Annotated in this window: 16 protein-coding genes and 1 tRNA gene; 7 read left to right on the forward strand and 10 right to left on the reverse strand. The window is 62.6% G+C overall.

Going from position 1 to position 18,052, the window contains the following annotated elements:
* Window positions 1–12: 12 nt before the first annotated feature.
* The 3 genes from ACP7DW_RS03980 to ACP7DW_RS03990 form a co-directional block, all read right to left on the reverse strand.
* The gene (locus tag ACP7DW_RS03980; RefSeq protein ID WP_426053988.1) at window positions 13–753 is read right to left on the reverse strand and encodes an AAA family ATPase; all 741 of its coding nucleotides are present in this window, start codon (window positions 751–753) and stop codon (window positions 13–15) included.
* Between the two features lie 94 nt (window positions 754–847).
* Window positions 848–2,317 carry a hypothetical protein gene (locus tag ACP7DW_RS03985; protein ID WP_426053989.1) on the reverse strand — a complete coding sequence of 490 codons (1,470 nt, stop codon included), beginning with the start codon at window positions 2,315–2,317 and terminating at the stop codon, window positions 848–850.
* A gap of 55 nt (window positions 2,318–2,372) precedes the next feature.
* Window positions 2,373–2,786: a hypothetical protein gene (locus ACP7DW_RS03990; RefSeq protein ID WP_426053990.1), complete on the reverse strand. Its 414-nt coding sequence runs from the start codon at window positions 2,784–2,786 to the stop codon at window positions 2,373–2,375.
* Between the two features lie 219 nt (window positions 2,787–3,005).
* Here ACP7DW_RS03990 and thrC point away from each other — a divergent pair, with 219 nt between their 5' ends.
* The 3 genes from thrC to moaD are packed head-to-tail and all read left to right on the forward strand — an operon-like array spanning window position 3,006 to window position 5,972.
* Window positions 3,006–4,487: a threonine synthase gene (gene thrC / locus ACP7DW_RS03995; protein ID WP_426053991.1), complete on the forward strand. Its 1,482-nt coding sequence runs from the start codon at window positions 3,006–3,008 to the stop codon at window positions 4,485–4,487.
* Complete coding sequence (gene glp / locus ACP7DW_RS04000; RefSeq protein WP_426053992.1) at window positions 4,487–5,707, forward strand: gephyrin-like molybdotransferase Glp; 1,221 nt, start codon at window positions 4,487–4,489, stop codon at window positions 5,705–5,707. The genes thrC and glp overlap by 1 nt, the downstream gene beginning before the upstream one ends.
* Window positions 5,708–5,717: 10 nt before the next feature.
* The gene (moaD, locus tag ACP7DW_RS04005; protein ID WP_426053993.1) at window positions 5,718–5,972 is read left to right on the forward strand and encodes a molybdopterin converting factor subunit 1; all 255 of its coding nucleotides are present in this window, start codon (window positions 5,718–5,720) and stop codon (window positions 5,970–5,972) included.
* 46 nt (window positions 5,973–6,018) lie between these two features.
* Here moaD and ACP7DW_RS04010 read toward each other — a convergent pair whose 3' ends face one another.
* Window positions 6,019–6,261 (reverse strand): hypothetical protein, encoded by a 243-nt coding sequence (locus ACP7DW_RS04010; RefSeq protein WP_426053994.1) that lies wholly within the window; start codon window positions 6,259–6,261, stop codon window positions 6,019–6,021.
* A gap of 155 nt (window positions 6,262–6,416) precedes the next feature.
* On the opposite strand from ACP7DW_RS04010, the gene ACP7DW_RS04015 reads away from it, so the two are divergent.
* Window positions 6,417–7,658: a TIGR03862 family flavoprotein gene (locus tag ACP7DW_RS04015; RefSeq protein ID WP_426053995.1), complete on the forward strand. Its 1,242-nt coding sequence runs from the start codon at window positions 6,417–6,419 to the stop codon at window positions 7,656–7,658.
* 13 nt (window positions 7,659–7,671) lie between these two features.
* On the opposite strand, the gene ACP7DW_RS04020 is transcribed toward ACP7DW_RS04015, so the two are convergent.
* The 6 genes from ACP7DW_RS04020 to hpnC form a co-directional block, all read right to left on the reverse strand.
* Entirely contained in the window at window positions 7,672–8,478 is an 807-nt protein-coding gene (locus ACP7DW_RS04020; RefSeq protein WP_426053996.1) for a head GIN domain-containing protein, read from the reverse strand.
* A 10-nt stretch (window positions 8,479–8,488) separates the two neighbouring features.
* Complete coding sequence (locus ACP7DW_RS04025; RefSeq protein WP_426053997.1) at window positions 8,489–9,277, reverse strand: DUF1700 domain-containing protein; 789 nt, start codon at window positions 9,275–9,277, stop codon at window positions 8,489–8,491.
* Between the two features lie 31 nt (window positions 9,278–9,308).
* On the reverse strand, window positions 9,309–9,464 hold the full coding sequence (locus ACP7DW_RS04030; RefSeq protein WP_298414455.1) for a hypothetical protein: 156 nt from the start codon (window positions 9,462–9,464) through the stop codon (window positions 9,309–9,311).
* A 124-nt stretch (window positions 9,465–9,588) separates the two neighbouring features.
* Entirely contained in the window at window positions 9,589–10,959 is a 1,371-nt protein-coding gene (hpnE, locus tag ACP7DW_RS04035; protein WP_426053998.1) for a hydroxysqualene dehydroxylase HpnE, read from the reverse strand.
* A 7-nt stretch (window positions 10,960–10,966) separates the two neighbouring features.
* Complete coding sequence (gene hpnD, locus ACP7DW_RS04040) at window positions 10,967–11,800, reverse strand: presqualene diphosphate synthase HpnD (RefSeq protein WP_426054420.1); 834 nt, start codon at window positions 11,798–11,800, stop codon at window positions 10,967–10,969.
* A 46-nt stretch (window positions 11,801–11,846) separates the two neighbouring features.
* A complete protein-coding gene (hpnC, locus tag ACP7DW_RS04045) occupies window positions 11,847–12,728 on the reverse strand; it encodes a squalene synthase HpnC (RefSeq protein WP_426053999.1) in 882 nt (293 codons plus the stop codon).
* Window positions 12,729–13,015: 287 nt separating this feature from the next.
* Between hpnC and ACP7DW_RS04050 the strand changes: the two genes are divergently transcribed.
* The 3 genes from ACP7DW_RS04050 to ACP7DW_RS04060 all read left to right on the forward strand — a co-directional run bounded on the left by ACP7DW_RS04050 (window position 13,016) and on the right by ACP7DW_RS04060 (window position 17,521).
* A complete protein-coding gene (locus ACP7DW_RS04050; RefSeq protein ID WP_426054000.1) occupies window positions 13,016–14,179 on the forward strand; it encodes an efflux RND transporter periplasmic adaptor subunit in 1,164 nt (387 codons plus the stop codon).
* Window positions 14,176–17,274, forward strand: coding sequence for an efflux RND transporter permease subunit (locus tag ACP7DW_RS04055; protein WP_426054001.1), 3,099 nt, complete (start codon window positions 14,176–14,178; stop codon window positions 17,272–17,274). Before ACP7DW_RS04050 ends, ACP7DW_RS04055 begins: the two co-directional genes overlap by 4 nt.
* Before the next feature lie 164 nt (window positions 17,275–17,438).
* Window positions 17,439–17,521: transfer RNA gene (locus ACP7DW_RS04060), tRNA-Leu, on the forward strand.
* Window positions 17,522–18,052: the final 531 nt, after the last annotated feature.

Genomic DNA, 18,052 nt, shown 5'->3' on the forward strand with positions numbered 1-18,052 from the left:
CAAGCCACCACCTCACTCCTCCTCAAACAACTGCTCCAGCCTTCTCGGGTAGTGATTCAGAAAATCGCGCGTCACGGCATAGTGTTCCGTGTCTTCATATGCCACTTCGTGGATGCCGCCGCCCGTGAAGCTGAGGATTTTCGCGTTCGGGTAGGCCAGCAGGATGGGCGAATGCGTGGCGATGATCAGCTGCGAGTCGTCCTGCACCAGCTGGTGGATCACCGATAATGCCGCCATCTGGCGGCTGGGCGACAGGGCCGCCTCGGGCTCGTCCAGCAGATACAGTCCCTTGCCCCGCAGCTTGTTGATCAGGGTCGCCATGAACGCCTCGCCGTGCGATTGCGCGTGCAGCGACTTGCCGCCGTAGCTGCCCAGGTACTCGGGCATGTCGTCCATGTAGGTGGCGACGTTGAAAAATCTCTCGGCGCGCAGGAAATAGCTGTCTTCGGGCTTCTTGTAGCTCTTGCTCAGGCGCAGATGCGCATGCAAGCCCGATTCCTCGTCCGACGGCAGCGCGATGCGCACATTGCGCGTGCCGCCATCCTTGCCGAAGCCCAGTCCCACGGCCAGCGCTTCGAGCATGGTCGACTTGCCGCTGCCGTTCTCGCCCACGAAAAACGTCACGTCGCGGTGGAAATCCATGTGCACGAAGTCGCGGATGGCGGGAATGGTGAACGGATAGTGGTCCAGGTCGACGACGGCGTCGTGGCGCAGCGCGGCGCTTTGCAGATACGGTTTTTTACTCAGCGACATGGCCGGTTCCATGAATGGCCCGGAAGCGGGCCGACAAGTACGAGTGTGGCGCAAATCAGGCGCACGCGCCAGCACGGGCGCCTGATTTTTTGATTTAAGACTCGCGCATGCAATCGCCGAAGTACTCATGGTAAAAGGCGGTAGGCCTGTTATCCTTGTCGAGCAGGCCGAAATGACGGCCGACCTGGCGTCCGACCGTCATCAGGGTGCCGGCAGCACTTTTCGTTCCCGCATATCCTTTTTTCAGTAGCCAGGCTGTGCGCACCGGAGCCGACATATCCGCTGTGCGTCCAACCAGCAAAGCGTCGACCAGACAAATTCGTTCCCGCTCGGCGCTCTCCACATATGGCTCCGCGCTACCCACCGCGGCATACAGGCCGCTCTTGCCACCGGCCAAAACTTTATTCAGACGCTCTTCGCAGCTGCCAAACAGATCAAATTCGCCCGCGGAGTATGGAAAGCAGTAGGCATTGGCGGTTTTTACCGCAGCACCCTGAGTCCTTGTGTACCACCTGGCAAAAGTGGCAAGATCGTCTTTTTCCTGGCCACGGCGGAACTGTGCGTACAGAGGGAGGACTTTTTCAAAGGAACAGCCAGTCGGCACCCAGCCAAATTGCGGCACCTCGTCTTCCTCGACCGGGGCTGCGACGGCGACCGCTTCCGCGACGCGTGTCGCAGAAAAACACCGCAAGTCATACCCCAGCATGAAAAAACACGCTTCGAAGGCATGGCAGCGGGCGGCCATGTCGGCGCTATCCGCCTTGAACCAGTCGCACTGTTCCAGCACGGCGCGCAGGATCCAGCCCAGCTTGACCTGCCATTGCGCCCAGTCCTGGCACGACACGGCCTTGCCAAAGAATTGCGGTGCGCCGGCAAAGCCGACGTCGATTCCCTTGGGATTGCGGATTTGCTTGCCGCGCGCGGCGCCCGAAGGGAAGGCCAGCCAGTGTTTTTTTGCCAGCTTATTGCCCGCCTGGTTGCGGTATTGCGCGTACAGCATGGCCATGGCGGCGCCCACGCGGCTGTCGTAGATGGGCGAGCCGCTGTCATCAAATAGGGCGTGGATCTTGGTCAGGCCCGCGTCGAAGCGTTCCACGCTGTCCGTATCGAGCGCATCGAGCGAAGCGTCCGAGTCGAGCGACATCAATGGCGCCAGGCGCTTGAAGTAGGCGACCAGGCGGCCTTGTGCGTGCAGGCGCTTGAGGAAGACGATGGCGCCGCGCACGCCGCCCCATTCGAGGATGGCCAGGCAGGCGGCCAGCGCCTGGTCTTCATCCTGCCGCGCGATGGCGTCTTTCAGCCAGCCGCGCAGCATGGCCAGCGAGGCGCGCGTCTCGTGCCAGTTGCCCGAGACGACAGCCTTGCCTTGCGCATCGGTCCAGCGTGTACTCCACATATAGTGGCCCAGCACCGCTTCCAGCCCCGTCGTCTGCACGTCCAGGCCGCCCGGCACGAAGCGGCTGCGCGCCATCTTCAGGTGAAAGGGCTTGACTGGCAGTTCGGCCGCCAGCCAGTCGATAAAGCTCCGTACATCGTCCTGCTTGAGAAAATCGTCACGCTTCATGTGGCATTCCTGTTCATTGCTGTGTTGAAAAAGTGGTGGCAAAACGGAGACGGACCTACAGGTCTTGCGCCCAGCGGTCCCAGAAGCCGGGTTCGTCATGGGCCGCGTTCTGCATGGCGAGATCGAGGGTGAGCAGGTAGAAGCGCACGCCCGCATGGCGCATGCTGCCGTCCGCATGCTCGAGGTAGTCCCGCAGCTGGCAATACGCGGGCAGCGTTTCGTCATACGGCAGCTCGAAGCAGATCTGGCCGCGCCACGACGAAAAGCCCGACAGTTCGGCGTAGGGACCGCAAGGCTGCCAGGCGATCGCCTGCGCGTCAAACCAGTCGAGCATGCTGCTGCGCACGGCATCGTCGTCATGGCGGTAGAGGCGCGACTCTTCGTGGCTTTTTGGGTGGAACTCCAGGTACAGCACGGCTCGCTGGCGCTTGCGTGCGATGGCGTCGATATGGTCGATGAGCTGTGGCATGGTCGTCGTGGGCGGGCTGGCGTGCCCGGCTAGTCGGTAAAGCGGCCATGATACAGTTGCCGTGCGACAAGGTGTGTCGTTTGACAACAGACACGCCCTGCGCCGGGCGGGTGCTGCCCGGGCAAACGCGACGGATTCGCCTTGGGGAGCGGCTGGCACTATAATATCCGCTGCCATTCATGATCAACCGCACTCAGCTCAACTGGACTCTTCAAATTTATGCACTACGTGTCTACCCGCGCTGATAAAGCGCCATCGAATCCGCAGCAATTCTCCGACATCCTCCTGGGCGGCCTGGCCCCCGATGGCGGACTGTATCTCCCTGAACATTACCCGCAAGTCACTGGTGCCGAGCTCAACGCCTGGCGCACATTGTCGTATGCCGACCTGGCATTCGAAATCCTGAAGAAGTTCGCCACCGATATCCCGGCCGCGGACCTGAAGGCATTGACGGCGAAAACCTATACCAAGGCAGTCTACAAGAACGCCCGCGCCGGCGAAAACGCGGCCGATATCACGCCGCTGCGCGTGCTCGAAGAAAACGTCGTCAAGGGCGGATCGACCACCCTGATGCTGCAAGCGCTGTCGAACGGCCCGACCCTGGCCTTCAAGGACATGGCCATGCAGTTGCTGGGCAACCTGTTCGAATACACGCTGGCCAAGACGGGCGCCGAGCTCAATATCTTCGGCGCCACCTCGGGCGACACGGGCAGCGCGGCCGAATACGCGATGCGCGGCAAGAAGGGCATCCGCGTCTTCATGCTGTCGCCGCACAAGAAAATGAGCGCCTTCCAGACGGCGCAGATGTTCAGCCTGCAAGACCCGAACATCTATAACATCGCCGTCGAAGGCGTGTTCGACGATTGCCAGGATATGGTCAAGGCCGTGTCGAACGACTTGCCGTTCAAGGCGAAGCAGAAGATCGGCACCGTCAACTCGATCAACTGGGCGCGCGTCGTGGCGCAAGTCGTGTACTACTTCCGCGGCTACCTGGCGGCCACCACCAGCAACGAGCAAAAAGTGTCGTTCACGGTGCCGTCTGGCAACTTCGGCAATATCTGCGCCGGCCATATCGCCCGCATGATGGGCTTGCCGATCTCGAAACTGGTGGCGGCGACGAATGAAAACGACGTGCTCGACGAATTTTTCCGCACGGGCGTCTACCGCGTGCGCAAGTCGGCCGAGACGTATCACACGAGCAGCCCGTCGATGGATATCTCGAAAGCGTCGAATTTCGAGCGCTTCGTGTATGACCTGGTGGGCCGCGACAGCGAGCGCGTACGTGCCTTGTTTACGAAAGTGGAAACGCAGGGCGGCTTTGATTTGTCCGGCAAGCCTGGCAGCGACGGCGACGAATTCAAGCTGGTGGCCAAATACGGCTTCAAGTCGGGCAAGTCCACGCACCAGGACCGCCTCGATACCATCCGCGACGTGGCCGACGACTATGGCATCACCATCGACACGCATACGGCCGACGGCATCAAGGTGGCGCGCGAGCACCTGGAGCCGAACGTGCCGATGATCGTGCTGGAAACGGCGCTGGCGGCCAAGTTCAACGAAACCATCCTCGAAGCGCTGGGCGTGGACGCCGAGCGCCCGGCCGGCTTCGACAACATCGAAGACTTGCCGCAAAAGTTCGTCGTGATGGATGCCGACGTGGAAAAGATGAAGGCGTACATCGCCGCCAATACGGGCTTGTGATGAGCGATCCGACCGCACCACGCATGCTCTCGGTGGCCGAGGCGCAAGCGTTCATGCTGGGCGCGGCGCGTCCGGTGGCCGAAGTCGAGCTGGTCGACACCATGCGCGCCAACGGCCGCGTGCTGGCCACGGCGCAGACGTCGACCCTGAACGTGCCCGAGCGCGACAACACGCAGATGGATGGCTATGCCGTGCGCGCCAGTGACTGCGCCAGCGGCGCGGCCAGCCTGCCCGTGTCGCAGCGCATCGCGGCCGGCCACGTGGGCCAGCCATTGCAGCCGGGGACGGCGGCGCGCATCTTCACGGGCGCCCTGATCCCGGACGGCGCCGATTGCGTGGTGATGCAGGAGCAGTGCTCCGTGCTTGACGGCGTGGTGACGGTGAACCACGTGCCGCATGCGGGCCAATGGGTGCGCCGCCAGGGCGAAGATATCCGTGCCGGCGGCGTCATCCTCGGTGCGGGCCGGCGTTTGCGCAGCCAGGAAATGGGCCTGGCCGCCTCCGTGGGCCTGGCGCAAGTGCCGGTGCTGCGCAAGCTGCGCGTGGCCGTGTTTTTCACGGGCGACGAGCTGGCCATGCCCGGCGAACCTTTGGCGCCGGGCGCCGTCTACAACTCGAACCGGTTTACCCTGCGGGGACTGCTGGAAAATCTGGGTTGCGAGATCACGGACCTGGGCATCGTGCCCGACAGCCTGGAAGCGACAAAAGCCGTGCTGCGCCAGGCGGCCCAGGGCAATGATCTGATCATCACCTCGGGCGGCGTGTCCGTGGGCGAGGAAGACCATATCAAGCCGGCCGTGGAAGCGGAAGGGCGGCTGAACATGTGGCAGATCGCCGTCAAACCGGGTAAACCCTTGGCGTTCGGCGAAGTGCGGGAGGCCTTCTTTGTCGGCTTGCCCGGCAATCCCGTGTCGAGTTTCGTCACCTTCCTGCTGTTCGTGCGTCCGTTCATTTTGCGCCTGCAAGGCGTGGCGGGCAATCTGGCGCCGCGCAGCTACCAGCTGCCGGCCGCGTTTGAACGCCTGAAGGCGGACAAGCGCAACGAGTTCTTGCGCGCCAAGGTCAATGACGACGGCGAGCTGGAACTGTTCGCTAACCAGAGTTCGGGCGTGCTGACCTCCACCGTGTGGGGCGACGGCTTGATCGATTGCCCGCCGGGGCTGTCGATCGCGCGCGGCGACATGCTGCGTTTTATCCCGTTTAACGAATTGCTGTACTAAGGAAGTATCGATGAAGATCAATCTGCGATTTTTCGCCAGCGTGCGCGAGCTGGTGGGCACGGGCCAGGAAGTACTGGAAGTGGCCGCGCCGCTGACGGTGGGCGAGGTGAGAACCCTGCTGATCGCCCGCGGCGGCAACTGGGAATATGCGCTGGCGCAGGGCCGCGCGCTGCGCATGGCGCATAACCAGCTGATGTGCGATGCCCATACCGTGATTGCGGAAGGCGACGAGGTGGCATTCTTCCCGCCCGTGACGGGCGGTTGATCCCGCTTCCCAGTGAGACGGCCACTTCATCGAAGTGGCCGTTTTTTCATGACGATTTGGTTTTTGGTTTGCTGCCCGTGCTATCGCCGCAGGTGGCGCAGGCGACGGCTTTGCGGTAGCGCCAGTATTTCGAGCCGATGAAGATGGCCGACGCCACCAGCGACCAGGCCAGCGCGCTGAGGATGTCGGCGCGGCTGGTGGTGCCCTTGCTGTACTCGACCACCGTCAGGATGATGAATAAGATCGAACTGGCCAGCAAATAGCGGGAAATCCAGAATCCTGCACCCATGTGTTTCTCCTCTTGTCGTCGCGTTGTCTGGTGAAGTCAAAATACTGATCGCTGCAGCATGTCCGCGCAGTATGCATCATTTTTCGGCATTCTTGCCATCCCCGGACCTTATCTCGACTAAAATGCCGGGGTTTTCACCGTCTTTCCAGCTTGCCATGACCCATTCCAGTTCCCCTCCGTTTCACATCGCCGTCATCGGCGGCGGCCCCGCCGGCCTGATGGCCGCCCAGGCGGCTGCCGATCAGGGGGCGCAGGTGGAATTGTTCGACGCCATGCCGTCCGTCGGCCGCAAATTCCTGCTGGCCGGGCGCGGCGGCATGAATATCACGCACGCGGAAGGCTACCAGGCCTTCGTCTCGCGCTACGCCAGGCAAGCGCACCGGGTGAAACCGGCGCTGGACCAGTTCGGCCCGCAAAAGGTGCGCGACTGGGTGCACGGCCTGGGCGTGGAGACCTTCGTCGGTTCCTCGAACCGCGTGTTTCCGACCGACATGAAGGCCGCGCCTTTGCTGCGCGCCTGGCTGCACCGCTTGCGCGAAGCGGGCGTGCAATTTCACATGCGCCACCGCTGGACGGGCTGGCACGACGGCCAGCTGGCGTTTGCCACGCCCGACGGCGAACGCCTGCGCTCCTTCGACGCCGTGATCCTGGCGCTCGGTGGCGGCAGCTGGGCGCGCCTGGGTTCCGACGGCGCCTGGGTGCCGCTGCTGCAGGGGCAGGGCGTGGCCGTGGCAGCGCTGGCGCCGGCCAATTGCGGCTTCGACGTCGACTGGAGCGAACATTTCAGCAGCCGCTACGCGGGCGAGCACCTGGCCACGCTGGCCATCACGGCGCATGACCTCGATGGCTTGACGGTCAAGCGCCAGGGACAGTGCGTCATCACGGCCGGCGGCATCGAGGGCGGCCTGATTTATGCGCTGTCGGCCGCGCTGCGCGAGCAGATCGCGCGTGACGGCCACACCACCATCTGGCTCGACCTGGCGCCCGATCATAGTCATGCACGCGTGTTCGAGGAAGTCACGCGCCCGCGTGGCGCCCGCTCCATGTCCAGCCATCTGCAAAGCCGGCTGGGCATCAAGGGCGTGAAATCGGGCTTGCTGCGCGAATGCCTGAGTGCGGCCGACTTTGCCGACGAAGCCAGGCTGGCTGCCGCCATCAAGCTGCTGCCCGTCACCTTGCAGCGCGCGCGCCCCATCGATGAAGCCATCAGCAGCGCCGGCGGGGTGGCGTTCGACGGCGTCGACGGCAGCATGCTGCGCGCCATGCCGGGCGTGTTTGTCGCCGGTGAAATGCTGGACTGGGAAGCGCCCACGGGTGGCTACCTGCTGACGGCCTGCCTGGCGCAAGGCAAGGCGGCCGGCGAGCAGGCCGTGGCATGGCTGGAAAAGAGTCGTTAGAGAACCGTCATCATCAATGCCAGATGATGTCTCCTGAGCCACTCTTTTGCGCATCGCGCTGGCGCGGGTTGCCGTGGATGTGGATGTCGCCGCTGCCGCGCAAGGTCAGGTTGGCGGCGTCGCGCACGAAGACGGTGCTCGTGCCGGAGCCTTGCAGGCTGACGCTGGCCTTGTCGGCCGCCAGGTGCTCGGCATCGATATCGCCTGAGCCGCTCAGGTCGGCGCGCAGGAATTTCGTGTTGCCGCTGGCGGCGATGCGCCCGGAACCCACCATTTCCAGCACCACGCTGTCGCTGTTGCCGGCATTGATGTCGAGGTCGCCACTGCCGTTGACGGTGGCTTGTACCTGCTTGTAGCGTCCCGTGAAGCTGACGTCGCCCGAACCCGTCAATTCCAGGATGAAACTGTCGCCGGAAAATCCCGTGATCTTGCTGTCGCCATTGCCGTGCACTTCCAAGCGCGCGAGCGATGGCAGCACCAGTTCCACCTGCAGCGGCTGGCGATGGTGGAACAACATGCCTTTCGGGCCGATATGCAGCGTCGTGCCATCGGCCGTCGTGTCGACATTCGACAGCAGACGCTGTTCGCCGCTGACCTTCATCGATGGCGTGGCGCCGCGGCGCAGCACCAGGTCGATGGGGCCGGCCAGGTCGATGCTGGTGATGTTGGCGGAAATGGGGCGCGTTTCGCTGCGCACGGCGCGGCCGGCAGCGCTGCTGGGATTGCTGATCCCCTTGGCGCGCAGCGCCGCATACGACATGGCGATCAGGACCATGGCCAGCAAGAGCATGGACAGGCCAACTTTGAGCAAGCGTTTCATGGCAGCCTTTCTAGTGACCTTTGAGCAGGGAGACATTCATGGCGATGTAGCGTTTGATACCGATCAAGGTATAGCGCGTGACCACCAGACTGAGCAGGAAGATGGCGATACCACCGAGCAGCATGCCCACGCCGAAGACGGTTTGCGTGGTGCGCGCATCGCGGTCCATGTCGGTGGAGATGCGGATGCCGCCGCCGGCCAGCGCTTCGGCCCGCTCCATCATGCGCGAGGAAACGCCCGGCCCCTGGGGTTCGGCCGGTTCACGCTGCAAGGGGCCGGGCAGGTGGTCGATTTCGATGCCCGTGTCGCCGATGGTGATGCGCGTTTCGCGCCGCTCGCCGCCTTCGCCGCCGTCATCGTCATGGATGAAGACGTGGCGCAGCCGGCCATCGAGCACCAGTTCGTTGGCGCCGGACAAGCCGCTGGCCGTGATGGCGATGCCGGCCAGGTAAAAACTCAGGCCGACGGCATACAGGGTGGCCAGCAGGGCCGCGTAGACGGCGGCAGGCACGACCATGAACAGGTTGAAGATGGCCAGGCCCACCAGCGAGACGAGCAGGCGCAGCAGGTTGACGGGGGTTTTCTTTTGTTCGAAGGCCTGGCGGTGCGTGCTGCTGCGCAAGGTGAGGGCGATTTTTTTCGGATCGCCCAGATCCTCGGCGATCTCGTGCTCGCTGCGGCCGGCCGCAGCGCCTTCGATGAAGGTCTGTTCGTAATAATCGAGCGTCTTGGCCACCAGGTCCGGTGGCAAGCCTGCCAGCGCGCGCCGCAGCGCGTCGAGATAATCTTGTTTGTTCATCCTATTCTTCCTGTGCGTCCGCTTTGCCGCTTCAGCCCATGGCCGGCAGCAGCATGCTTGCCTGGCTCAGCATCAGTGGTGCTTGTGGCGTTTGCTGTCCGTGAATGACGATCAGGGTGGCCAGTGCCACACCAGCGAGCAGCGCCAGGGCTTTCAAGCTGTTTTTCAAGTGCAAGGTGGTGTGCATGGTATTCCCCGTGGCATGGCCGTTGTCGATGATCAGACTGTACCCAAGCGCGGCCTGGCGCACCAGCGCGGTGCGACAGAATGCAATTTCGCGGGGGCGAGCGACACCAGGGCAGGATGCAGCGTCAAGTCTGTTTTGACGCCTTGCCCGTGGTGAAGGCCCTGGCCGCCGCCACGCCGCTGCGCACGGCCGCCTCGATGGTGGCCGGATAGTCTTGCTTCCGGTCAGCATTGGCCGTGTAGTCGCCTGCCAGCAGCAAGCCCGGCACGCCGCTGGCGTTGCCGGGACGCCGTAGATCCGGCGTGCAGGCGAAGGTGGCGCGCTTTTCCGTGATCAGCTGGGTCCAGACGGGCTGGGCCAGTTCCGGACGCTGCAATACTTGCGCCAGTTGCGCCGCGATCGCTTGTGCCAGCGGCGCGTGGCCTTGCTCGGCGGCAGGACCGGAGGCGCTGATGACGACGGCCAGCAAGCCCGCCTGGCTGGCGTCGAGCTGGCCCCGGTCGAAGACGAACTGGCCCCAGTGCTGTTGTTCTGGCGCATCGACGAGCGCGTAAAACGGCAAGTCCAGGCGCACGCTGGCGTCGTATCGCAGGTAGCAGGTGCTGATGGCTTCCGGCGTGAACGCCTGCATACGATTGATGACGTCGGCCAGGCGTGCATCGTGCAAGTCTTGCAGCAGGCTGGCGGCCTGCACGGATGAGGTGGCCACGATCACGCCATCAAAGCTTTCCCCGTCATCGACGCCATCATCGAGTCTCCAACGGCCATCGGGCAAGGCCCGCAAGGCGGCGACCTTGGCGCCCGTGCGCACTGCGCCGCCATGCTGTTCCACATAGCGGGCAGCCGCCTCGGGCAACAGGGCACTCAGGTTCGCCTTCGGGATCAGCATGTCGGAGGCGCGCCGGCGGCTCGCCCCCAGGCTGTCGCGCAGCACGTTGAGGAAGACGCGGGCCGAGGCCCGCTCGGGCGGGGTATTCAGCGCCGCCAGGCACAGCGGGTGCCACATCAGCCGGTTCAAACGATCCGTCTGGTCAAAGCGCTGCAGCAACTCGGTCACCGAGCAATCGTTGTACAACTGCCAGCCCATCGTCCGCATGGCGGTGGAAAAGCGCATCAGGGCCAGCTTGTCGGCGCGCTGCAGCCCCTTGGCGCGCAGCAGGGCCCACGCCAGATGCAACGGCGCGGGCAGGCGCGGCGCGAGAAAATCCATGCCGCCAGAATCTGCCGGGTAGCGCATCTGCAGGGGCAGGGTGAGGATCATTGCGCTGGGGTCTTGTCCCGTCAGCTTGATCAGGCGCAAGGTTTCCGTGTAGGCGCCCAGCAAGATGTGCTGGCCGTTGTCGAGTACCGTGTTTTCCCGTTCGACGCGGCGCGCGCGGCCGCCCAGGGTGCGCGCCGCCTCGTAGACGGTGACGGCATGGCCGGCGTGCGCCAGTTCCATGGCCGCCGCGCAGCCGGCCCAGCCGGCGCCGATGACGGCGTAGCGTTGCTTCACGCTACGCTCAGCCACGAACCCAGGTCTTCCAGGCCAGCCACAGTTTGCGGATCGGCGTGAGCGAGATGCGCTGTTTCAGCACGTGGTAGCCGTCGCGCTCGACTTCATTGAGCACCGTGCGGTAGATGGCGGCCATGATCAGGCCCGGGCGCTGGGCGCGGCGGTCTTCCGCCGGCAGCAGGGCGAACGCTTCGTCATAGGCTTTCTGCGCGCGCGCCACCTGGAAACGCATGAGGTTTTCAAAGGCTTCGCTGTGGCGCGCGTTCAGCAGGTCGGCCGCCGTCACATTGAACTGCTGCAATTCGCTGATCGGCAGGTAGATGCGCCCCTTGCGCGCATCTTCGCCCACGTCGCGGATGATGTTGGTCAGCTGGAAGGCGTGGCCCAGTTTTTCCGCGTACAGCAGCGTTTCCGGGCGGGTCGCGCCAAAGATGCTGGCCGAGAGGATGCCCACCACGCTGGCCACATGCCAGCAATAGCGGCTCATGGCCTGGTAATCGAGGTAGCGGCTTTGGTTCAAATCCATTTCCATGCCGTCGATGATGGCCTGCAAATGCTTTTCTTCCAGTTTATATACTTCTAGGTGCGGCTGCAGCGCGCGCATCACGGGATGCGTGGGGTTGCCCTCGTACATGGCCTTGACTTCCTTGCGCCACCAGACCAGCTTGGTGCGTGCCACGGCTTCGTCCGTGCAGTCATCGACCGTGTCATCGACTTCGCGGCAGAAGGCGTACAGGGCCGTGATGGCCTTGCGGCGCTCGGCCGGCAGGAACAGGAAGCTGTAGTAGAAGCTGGAGCCGCTCTGGGCGGCCTTTTGTTGGCAGTATTCGTCGGGAGACATAGTCAAAAGAGCAAGGGTTGCAGATCGAAGCCGCTATTCTATCGTCTTACAGAGTGGGCGACGGGGGAAAAGCCGTTTTTACTTGTGTCTCTTGATGCAGGCTTTTGCGCGACATGCGCAGGGCGCGCCAGAAAATGATCAGCCAGTCGCGCTTTTCCAGTTTTGGGCGGCGCCTGAACACGTCGTAATTGACGGCTTCGATGGCTTCGAGGATGCGCAAGCCCCCTTGCACGACCAGGCGCAGTTCCCAGCCGATGCGCCCGCGCAAGCGCAGGGCCAAGGGCGCGCCTGATAGCATCAGGGCGCGCGTGCGGGCCACTTCGAAGCGCATCAGGGCGCTCCACTTGCCGTGCGCCTCGGGCCGCTCGAAGGCGGCGGCGGAGACGGCAAAGCGGGTCAAGTCTTCCATCGGCAGGTAGATGCGCTCTTTTTGCTGGTCGATGGCGACGTCTTGCAGGAAATTAATTAGTTGCAAAGCTGAACAAATGGCATCGGAATCGCGTACATTCTCTTCATCGGCCGCGCCGTACAGGTGCAGCATCAGCAGCCCCACGGGGTTGGCGGAACGGGCGCAGTAATCGAGCACATCGTCGTAGCTGGCGTAGCGCGTCGTTTGCACATCCTGCTTGAAGGCCGACAACAGATCGTAAAACGGCTTGAGCGGCAACTGGTGTTTGGCGATGACGGCGGCCAGGCGTTCGAACATGGCGGCGTTTTCGCCTGCATGGCCTTCGTGGCGCTCGATGCGGCCCAGCGCCTCTTCGTAGGCGTGCAGGGAGGCCAGGCGTTCGGCCGGCGTGGCGTCGCCTTCATCGGCCAGGTCGTCGGCGCTGCGCGCGAAGGCATAGATGGCTTCGACGGCGGGCACCAGGCGGCGCGGCAGTAAAAATGATGCAACAGGAAAATTTTCGTAATGGTCTACAGGCATTGAACACGCTTCTCTAGTCTTGCGTTTGTCCGCCCCCCTCCAACGCGGAATGTGGCGGACGTTGTACGGCTCAAGATTAATGACGCAAAAGTCACTAAAAACTTTTACGCACGATTATAATTAATAACCAGAAAGTCATTAGGGGGAGTCACTCCCTGTCATGATCAAGCTGATATTGTCACAAATTTAAGGATATCGCGTGCGAAAAAATTTGGCTTATCCCACTCGGCAAGCAAAAAGTTTCTCCGCATAAAAATATTACAGCCCGCATAGTAAAGGAAAATACCTTGTTTGCCCTGAAAACCCTGCGCCGCGAGACCGGCGCACCTGCGCTGCCCGCCCTGCGGCTGATTGCCGCCGCCGCCCTGGCGCTGACCTTGGCGGCCTGTTCCAAGCCCGCCGTCAAAGTGGAAGACGTGCGCCCCGTGCGCGCGATTGTGTTGTCTAGCAGTAATGTTGATGTGAGTGCCGAGCTGGCGGGCGAGGTCGTGCCCCGCGTGGTGTCGCAGCTGGGATTCCGCGTGGGCGGCAAGATCGTCGCGCGCAAGGTCGAGGTGGGCGCCAGCGTGAAAAAGGGGCAAGTGCTGATGCAGCTCGATCCCGTCGACTTGCAGCTGTCTCAGGCGCAGGCCAAGGCGTCGCTGGTCAGCGCGGAAACGAGCCGCGACCTGGCGCGCGCCGAACTGAAGCGCTACCAGGATTTGCGCGAGAAAAATTTCGTCAGTCAGGCCGTGCTCGATGGAAAAAATGCCACCTACAAGGCGGCGCAGGCGAACGTGGAAGCGGCGCAAGCCCTGTACCGTGGCCAGGCCAACCAGTCCGGCTATGCCAGCTTGCTGGCCGACGTCGATGGCGTCGTCACGCGCATCGAGGCCGAAGTGGGGCAGGTGGTGGCGCCCGGTACGCCCGTGGTGCAAGTGGCCAGGAGCGGCGAGAAGGAAGTCGTGATCGGCATTCCCGAAGACAAGGTTGACACCTTGCGCGGCGTCAAGGATGTGGTGGTGCGCCTGTGGGCCGACCCGAAGCAGGCGCTGCCCGGCAAGATACGTGTCGTGTCGCCCGTGGCCGATGCCGCCACGCGCACCTACCTGGCCAAGGTCAGCATCCCGGACGCGCCGCAAGCGCGCCTGGGCATGACGGCCGTGGTGCAGTTCGCCTCGCAGACGGCCACGCCGCAGATCAAGGTGCCGCTGACGGCGCTGTTCAATGAAAAGTCGCAAAGCTCCGTCTGGGTGGTGGAAAACGGTGCCGTGAAGCTGGTGCCGGTGACGGTGGGCGGCGTGGCGGGCAATGAGCTGCTGCTGACTTCGGGCGTGAAAGCGGGCCAGACCGTGGTCACGGCCGGCGTCAACCTGCTCAAGCCCGGGCAGAAAGTGACCATCCTTGGCGCCGAACTGGCCAGCAAGCCCGCGGTGGCCGCGGCCCCCGTCAGCGTGGGGGCTGCCAAATGAAGGGCGGCTTCAATCTGTCGCGCTGGGCCCTCGAACACATCCCGCTGACGCGTTACCTGATGGCCGTGCTGCTGATCGGCGGCATGCTCAGCTATGCCAGCCTGGGCCAGGATGAAGATCCCCCGTTCACCTTCCGCGCCATGGTCTTGCAGGCGTACTGGCCCGGCGCCACGGCGCTGCAGATGGCCGAGCAGGTGACGGACAAGCTGGAAAAGAAGCTGCAGGAAACGCCGTACATCAATGAAATCACCAGCTATTCGAAACCGGGCGAAACCTTGATCTTGCTGGAGCTGCGCGAATCGGCGCCGCCCAAGGAAACGGCCGCCGCCTGGTACCAGGTGCGCAAGAAGATCGGCGACATCAAGGGCACTTTGCCGGCCGGCGTCGTGGGCCCGTTCTTCAATGACGAGTTCGGCGACACGTACGGTTCCATCTTCGCCCTGTCCGGCGACGGTTTTACCTACGCGGAAATGAAGGATTACGCGGACAAGGTACGCCAGGAACTGCTGGCCGTGGGGCAGGTATCGAAGGTGGAACTGTTCGGCGTGCAGGATGAAAAGATCAATATCATCTTTTCGCACAAGAAATTTGCCCAGCTGGGTATTCCTTTTGACGCCATCGTGCAGCAATTGTCCGAGCAAAACAGCATCAACGCCACGGGCGTGCTGGTGACGCCGACGGACAATCTGCAAGTGCGCGTGACGGGCGCCATGGTGACCGTCAAGGACCTGGAAAACCTGGAATTGCGCGCCAACGGCACCACCTTCCGCCTCGGCGACTTTGCCACGGTGAAACGCGAATTCGTCGATCCGCCGAAGGACAAGATGCGTTTCAATGGCAAGGAAGTGATCGGCCTGGGCGTATCGATGGAAAAGGGCGGCAACATCATCGACATGGGCAAGGCCTTGCAGGCAACGGTGACGCGCATGAAGAGCGAGTTGCCGGTCGGTATAGAACTGCAGCGCGTGTCGAACCAGCCGGAAGCCGTGTCCGCCTCTGTGGGCGAGTTCGTGCATACCCTGATCGAAGCCATTCTGATCGTGCTGGCCGTCAGCTTCGTCGCGCTGGGCTTGCACACGAAACCGCTGCGCATCGACGTGCGCCCGGGCCTGGTGGTGGCGCTGACCATCCCGCTGGTGCTGGCCGTCACCTTCCTGTTCATGCGCCTGCTCGACATCGACTTGCACAAGATATCGCTGGGCGCCCTCATCATCGCGCTGGGCTTGCTGGTCGATGACGCCATCATCGCCGTCGAAATGATGGTGCGCAAGATGGAAGAGGGCATGTCGCGCTTCGATGCGGCCACGTTTGCCTACACCTCGACGGCCATGCCCATGCTGACGGGTACCTTGATCACGGTGGCGGGCTTCTTGCCCATCGGCCTGGCCAAGTCGGCCGCCGGCGAATACACGTTCTCCCTGTTCTCCGTGAATGCGCTGGCCCTGATCATTTCCTGGGTGGTGGCCGTCGTCTTCACGCCCTACATCGGCTACGTCTTGCTGAAAGTCAAACCGCACGCGCATAACGACCATGAATTGTTCGATACGCCGAATTTCCGCCGTTTCCGCCGCGCCGTCACCTGGTGCGTGGAATGGCGCAAGACGACGATCGCGGCCACGCTGGCCATCTTTGCGCTGGGTATTTACGGCTTTAGCTTTATCGAAAAGCAATTCTTCCCCGATTCCAGCCGTCCTGAACTGATGGTGGAACTGTGGTCGCCCGAAGGCACGACGTTTGCCGCGAATGAAAAGCAGGTGAAGAAATTCGAGGCCTTTGTGAGCAAGCTCGACGGCGTGGACAGCGTCACCAGTTATGTGGGCACGGGCAGTCCCCGTTTCTACCTGCCGCTGGACCAGATCTTCCCGCAGACCAATGTGTCGCAAGTGGTGATCCTGCCGAAGAGCCTGGCGGATCGCGAGCCGCTGCGTCAGAAGATCATCGATGTCTTCAAGAAGGATTTCCCGGAAGTGCGGGGCAGGGTAAAACTGTTGCCGAACGGGCCGCCAGTGCCGTATCCCGTGCAATTCCGTGTCACGGGGCCGGAAGTGGCGGGTGTGCGCGCCATCGCCGACCAGGTCAAGGATGTCCTGCGCGCCAATCCGAATACTCTGGGCGTCAATGACAACTGGAATGAGTCGGTGAAAGTGCTGCGCCTGGACCTGGACCAGGACAAGATGCGCGCGCTGGGCGTCACCTCGAAAACCGTGATGCAGGCGGCCAATACGATACTGTCCGGCACCGTCATCGGCCAGTTCCGCGAAGACAACAAGCTGATCGATATCCAGGTGCGCCAGCCGCTGGAGGAGCGGGCGACGATTTCCGTGCTGAATGACACGAATATCCCGACGGCAACAGGCAAGTCCGTGCCCATCTCGCAGCTGGCCCGCGTGCATTTCGTGTGGGAACCGGGCGTGGTCTGGCGCGACAAGCGCGAATGGGCCATTACCGTGCAGTCGGACGTGGTCGACGGCATCCAGGGCGCGACAGTCTCGACGCAGCTGGCACCGCAGCTCGACGCATTACGGGCCAAGATGCCGGACGGCTACCGCATCACCGTGAAAGGCGTGGCGGCCGACAGCGGCGAGGCGGAAGCATCGATTGCGACCAACCTGCCGCTGGCCATCTTCATCATCTTCACCCTGCTGATGCTGCAGCTGCACAGTTTCTCGCGTTCCCTGCTGGTCTTCCTGACGGGGCCGCTGGGCGTGGCGGGCGCTGCCTTTGCCTTGCTGGCGCTGGGCCGGCCACTTGGTTTTGTGGCCAACCTGGGCATCATCGCGCTGTTCGGCATGATCATCCGCAACTCGGTGATCCTGGTCGACCAGATCGAGCAAGACATCAACGATGGTTCGGCGCCATGGGACGCCATCATCGATTCGGCCGTCCGCCGCTGCCGCCCCATCGTGCTGACGGCCGCCGCCGCCGCGCTGGCCATGATTCCCCTGTCGCGCTCGGTGTTTTGGGGACCGATGGCGGTGGCCATCATGGGCGGCCTGATCCTGGCGACGGCCTTGACTTTACTGTTCCTGCCGGCCCTGTATGCGGCCTGGTTCCGGGTCAAGAAGCCGGTGGCGCTGGACAAGGAAGGGACGTGAGAATCAGTGCTGGCAAGCTGATATAAAAAAGGCGGCATTCCTCTGGGAAATCCAGTAGAATGCCGCCTTTGCTTTGCCGAGGGCTTGCTCTGTCAGTCCACGGTAGCCAGATCGTTCCCGAGTTGTTAAAATCAGGGAGCAAGTAGTACCAAGCAGTACAAAATGCGGATGTGGTGGAATTGGTAGACACGCTGGTCTTAGAAGCCAGTGCTTCGGCTTGGGAGTTCGAGTCTCCCCATCCGCACCAATCCGGGTTGTTCCAGCCCGGAGGTGCAGCACCATCAAGTTGTTCTTCAGCCTCGTTGCAGGCGTCTTTCTTGTTTTTCCTGTTGCCATTGCTGTATTTGCGTCATGCGTGATGCCTTTGTTCGCGCTATTTTTCGCCAGAGATCGGGCGGCAGGGCAGGGATTTTGCTGAAAAATGGCCAAATTGAGGTAAATCAAAGGTTTTTTGACTGAAATCTTCGTCAAGAGCGCATTTCTTTGTTTCGGACGGAGCGACAGTTCGCATATACTAATGAACGAAGCAGGCTGGAAAGCCTGTCTCTGGTGAAATAAGAAAAGCCGGGGCAAGAGTAAAGACAGGGCAATCCAGGCTGTGGCGATTCATTCGCCGCCGCTGGCATCCTCTGTGGCCGGGCTGCAAAGCCAGCCACTTTCCCGAAGTCCTTTGTTATAATGCCACGCTTTACCGAATGATGGCCGGCCTTGCATTTACTTGGAAGCAAGGCTGGACGCTCGGAGCCCTGTCGCAGTACTGGAAGCGGCGGATTGTTTG

The sequence above is a fragment of the Janthinobacterium sp. PSRC1-1 genome (assembly GCF_049897525.1).
GTDB classification, from domain to species: Bacteria; Pseudomonadota; Gammaproteobacteria; order Burkholderiales; family Burkholderiaceae_D; genus Janthinobacterium; species Janthinobacterium tructae.

Bases quoted from the DNA above. Each gene is read 5' to 3' on its own strand.
- ACP7DW_RS04025 (WP_426053997.1), bottom strand. From the start codon at position 9,277: ATGAACAAACAAGATTATCTCGACGCGCTGCGGCGCGCGCTGGCAGGC.
- moaD (WP_426053993.1), top strand. From the start codon at position 5,718: ATGAAGATCAATCTGCGATTTTTCGCCAGCGTGCGCGAGCTGGTGGGC.
- ACP7DW_RS03985 (WP_426053989.1), bottom strand. From the start codon at position 2,317: ATGAAGCGTGACGATTTTCTCAAGCAGGACGATGTACGGAGCTTTATC.
- thrC (WP_426053991.1), top strand. From the start codon at position 3,006: ATGCACTACGTGTCTACCCGCGCTGATAAAGCGCCATCGAATCCGCAG.
- ACP7DW_RS04055 (WP_426054001.1), top strand. From the start codon at position 14,176: ATGAAGGGCGGCTTCAATCTGTCGCGCTGGGCCCTCGAACACATCCCG.
- ACP7DW_RS03980 (WP_426053988.1), bottom strand. From the start codon at position 753: ATGTCGCTGAGTAAAAAACCGTATCTGCAAAGCGCCGCGCTGCGCCAC.
- ACP7DW_RS04020 (WP_426053996.1), bottom strand. From the start codon at position 8,478: ATGAAACGCTTGCTCAAAGTTGGCCTGTCCATGCTCTTGCTGGCCATG.
- glp (WP_426053992.1), top strand. From the start codon at position 4,487: ATGAGCGATCCGACCGCACCACGCATGCTCTCGGTGGCCGAGGCGCAA.
- ACP7DW_RS04030 (WP_298414455.1), bottom strand. From the start codon at position 9,464: ATGCACACCACCTTGCACTTGAAAAACAGCTTGAAAGCCCTGGCGCTG.
- ACP7DW_RS04010 (WP_426053994.1), bottom strand. From the start codon at position 6,261: ATGGGTGCAGGATTCTGGATTTCCCGCTATTTGCTGGCCAGTTCGATC.
- hpnC (WP_426053999.1), bottom strand. From the start codon at position 12,728: ATGCCTGTAGACCATTACGAAAATTTTCCTGTTGCATCATTTTTACTG.
- ACP7DW_RS04015 (WP_426053995.1), top strand. From the start codon at position 6,417: ATGACCCATTCCAGTTCCCCTCCGTTTCACATCGCCGTCATCGGCGGC.
- ACP7DW_RS03990 (WP_426053990.1), bottom strand. From the start codon at position 2,786: ATGCCACAGCTCATCGACCATATCGACGCCATCGCACGCAAGCGCCAG.
- hpnD (WP_426054420.1), bottom strand. From the start codon at position 11,800: ATGTCTCCCGACGAATACTGCCAACAAAAGGCCGCCCAGAGCGGCTCC.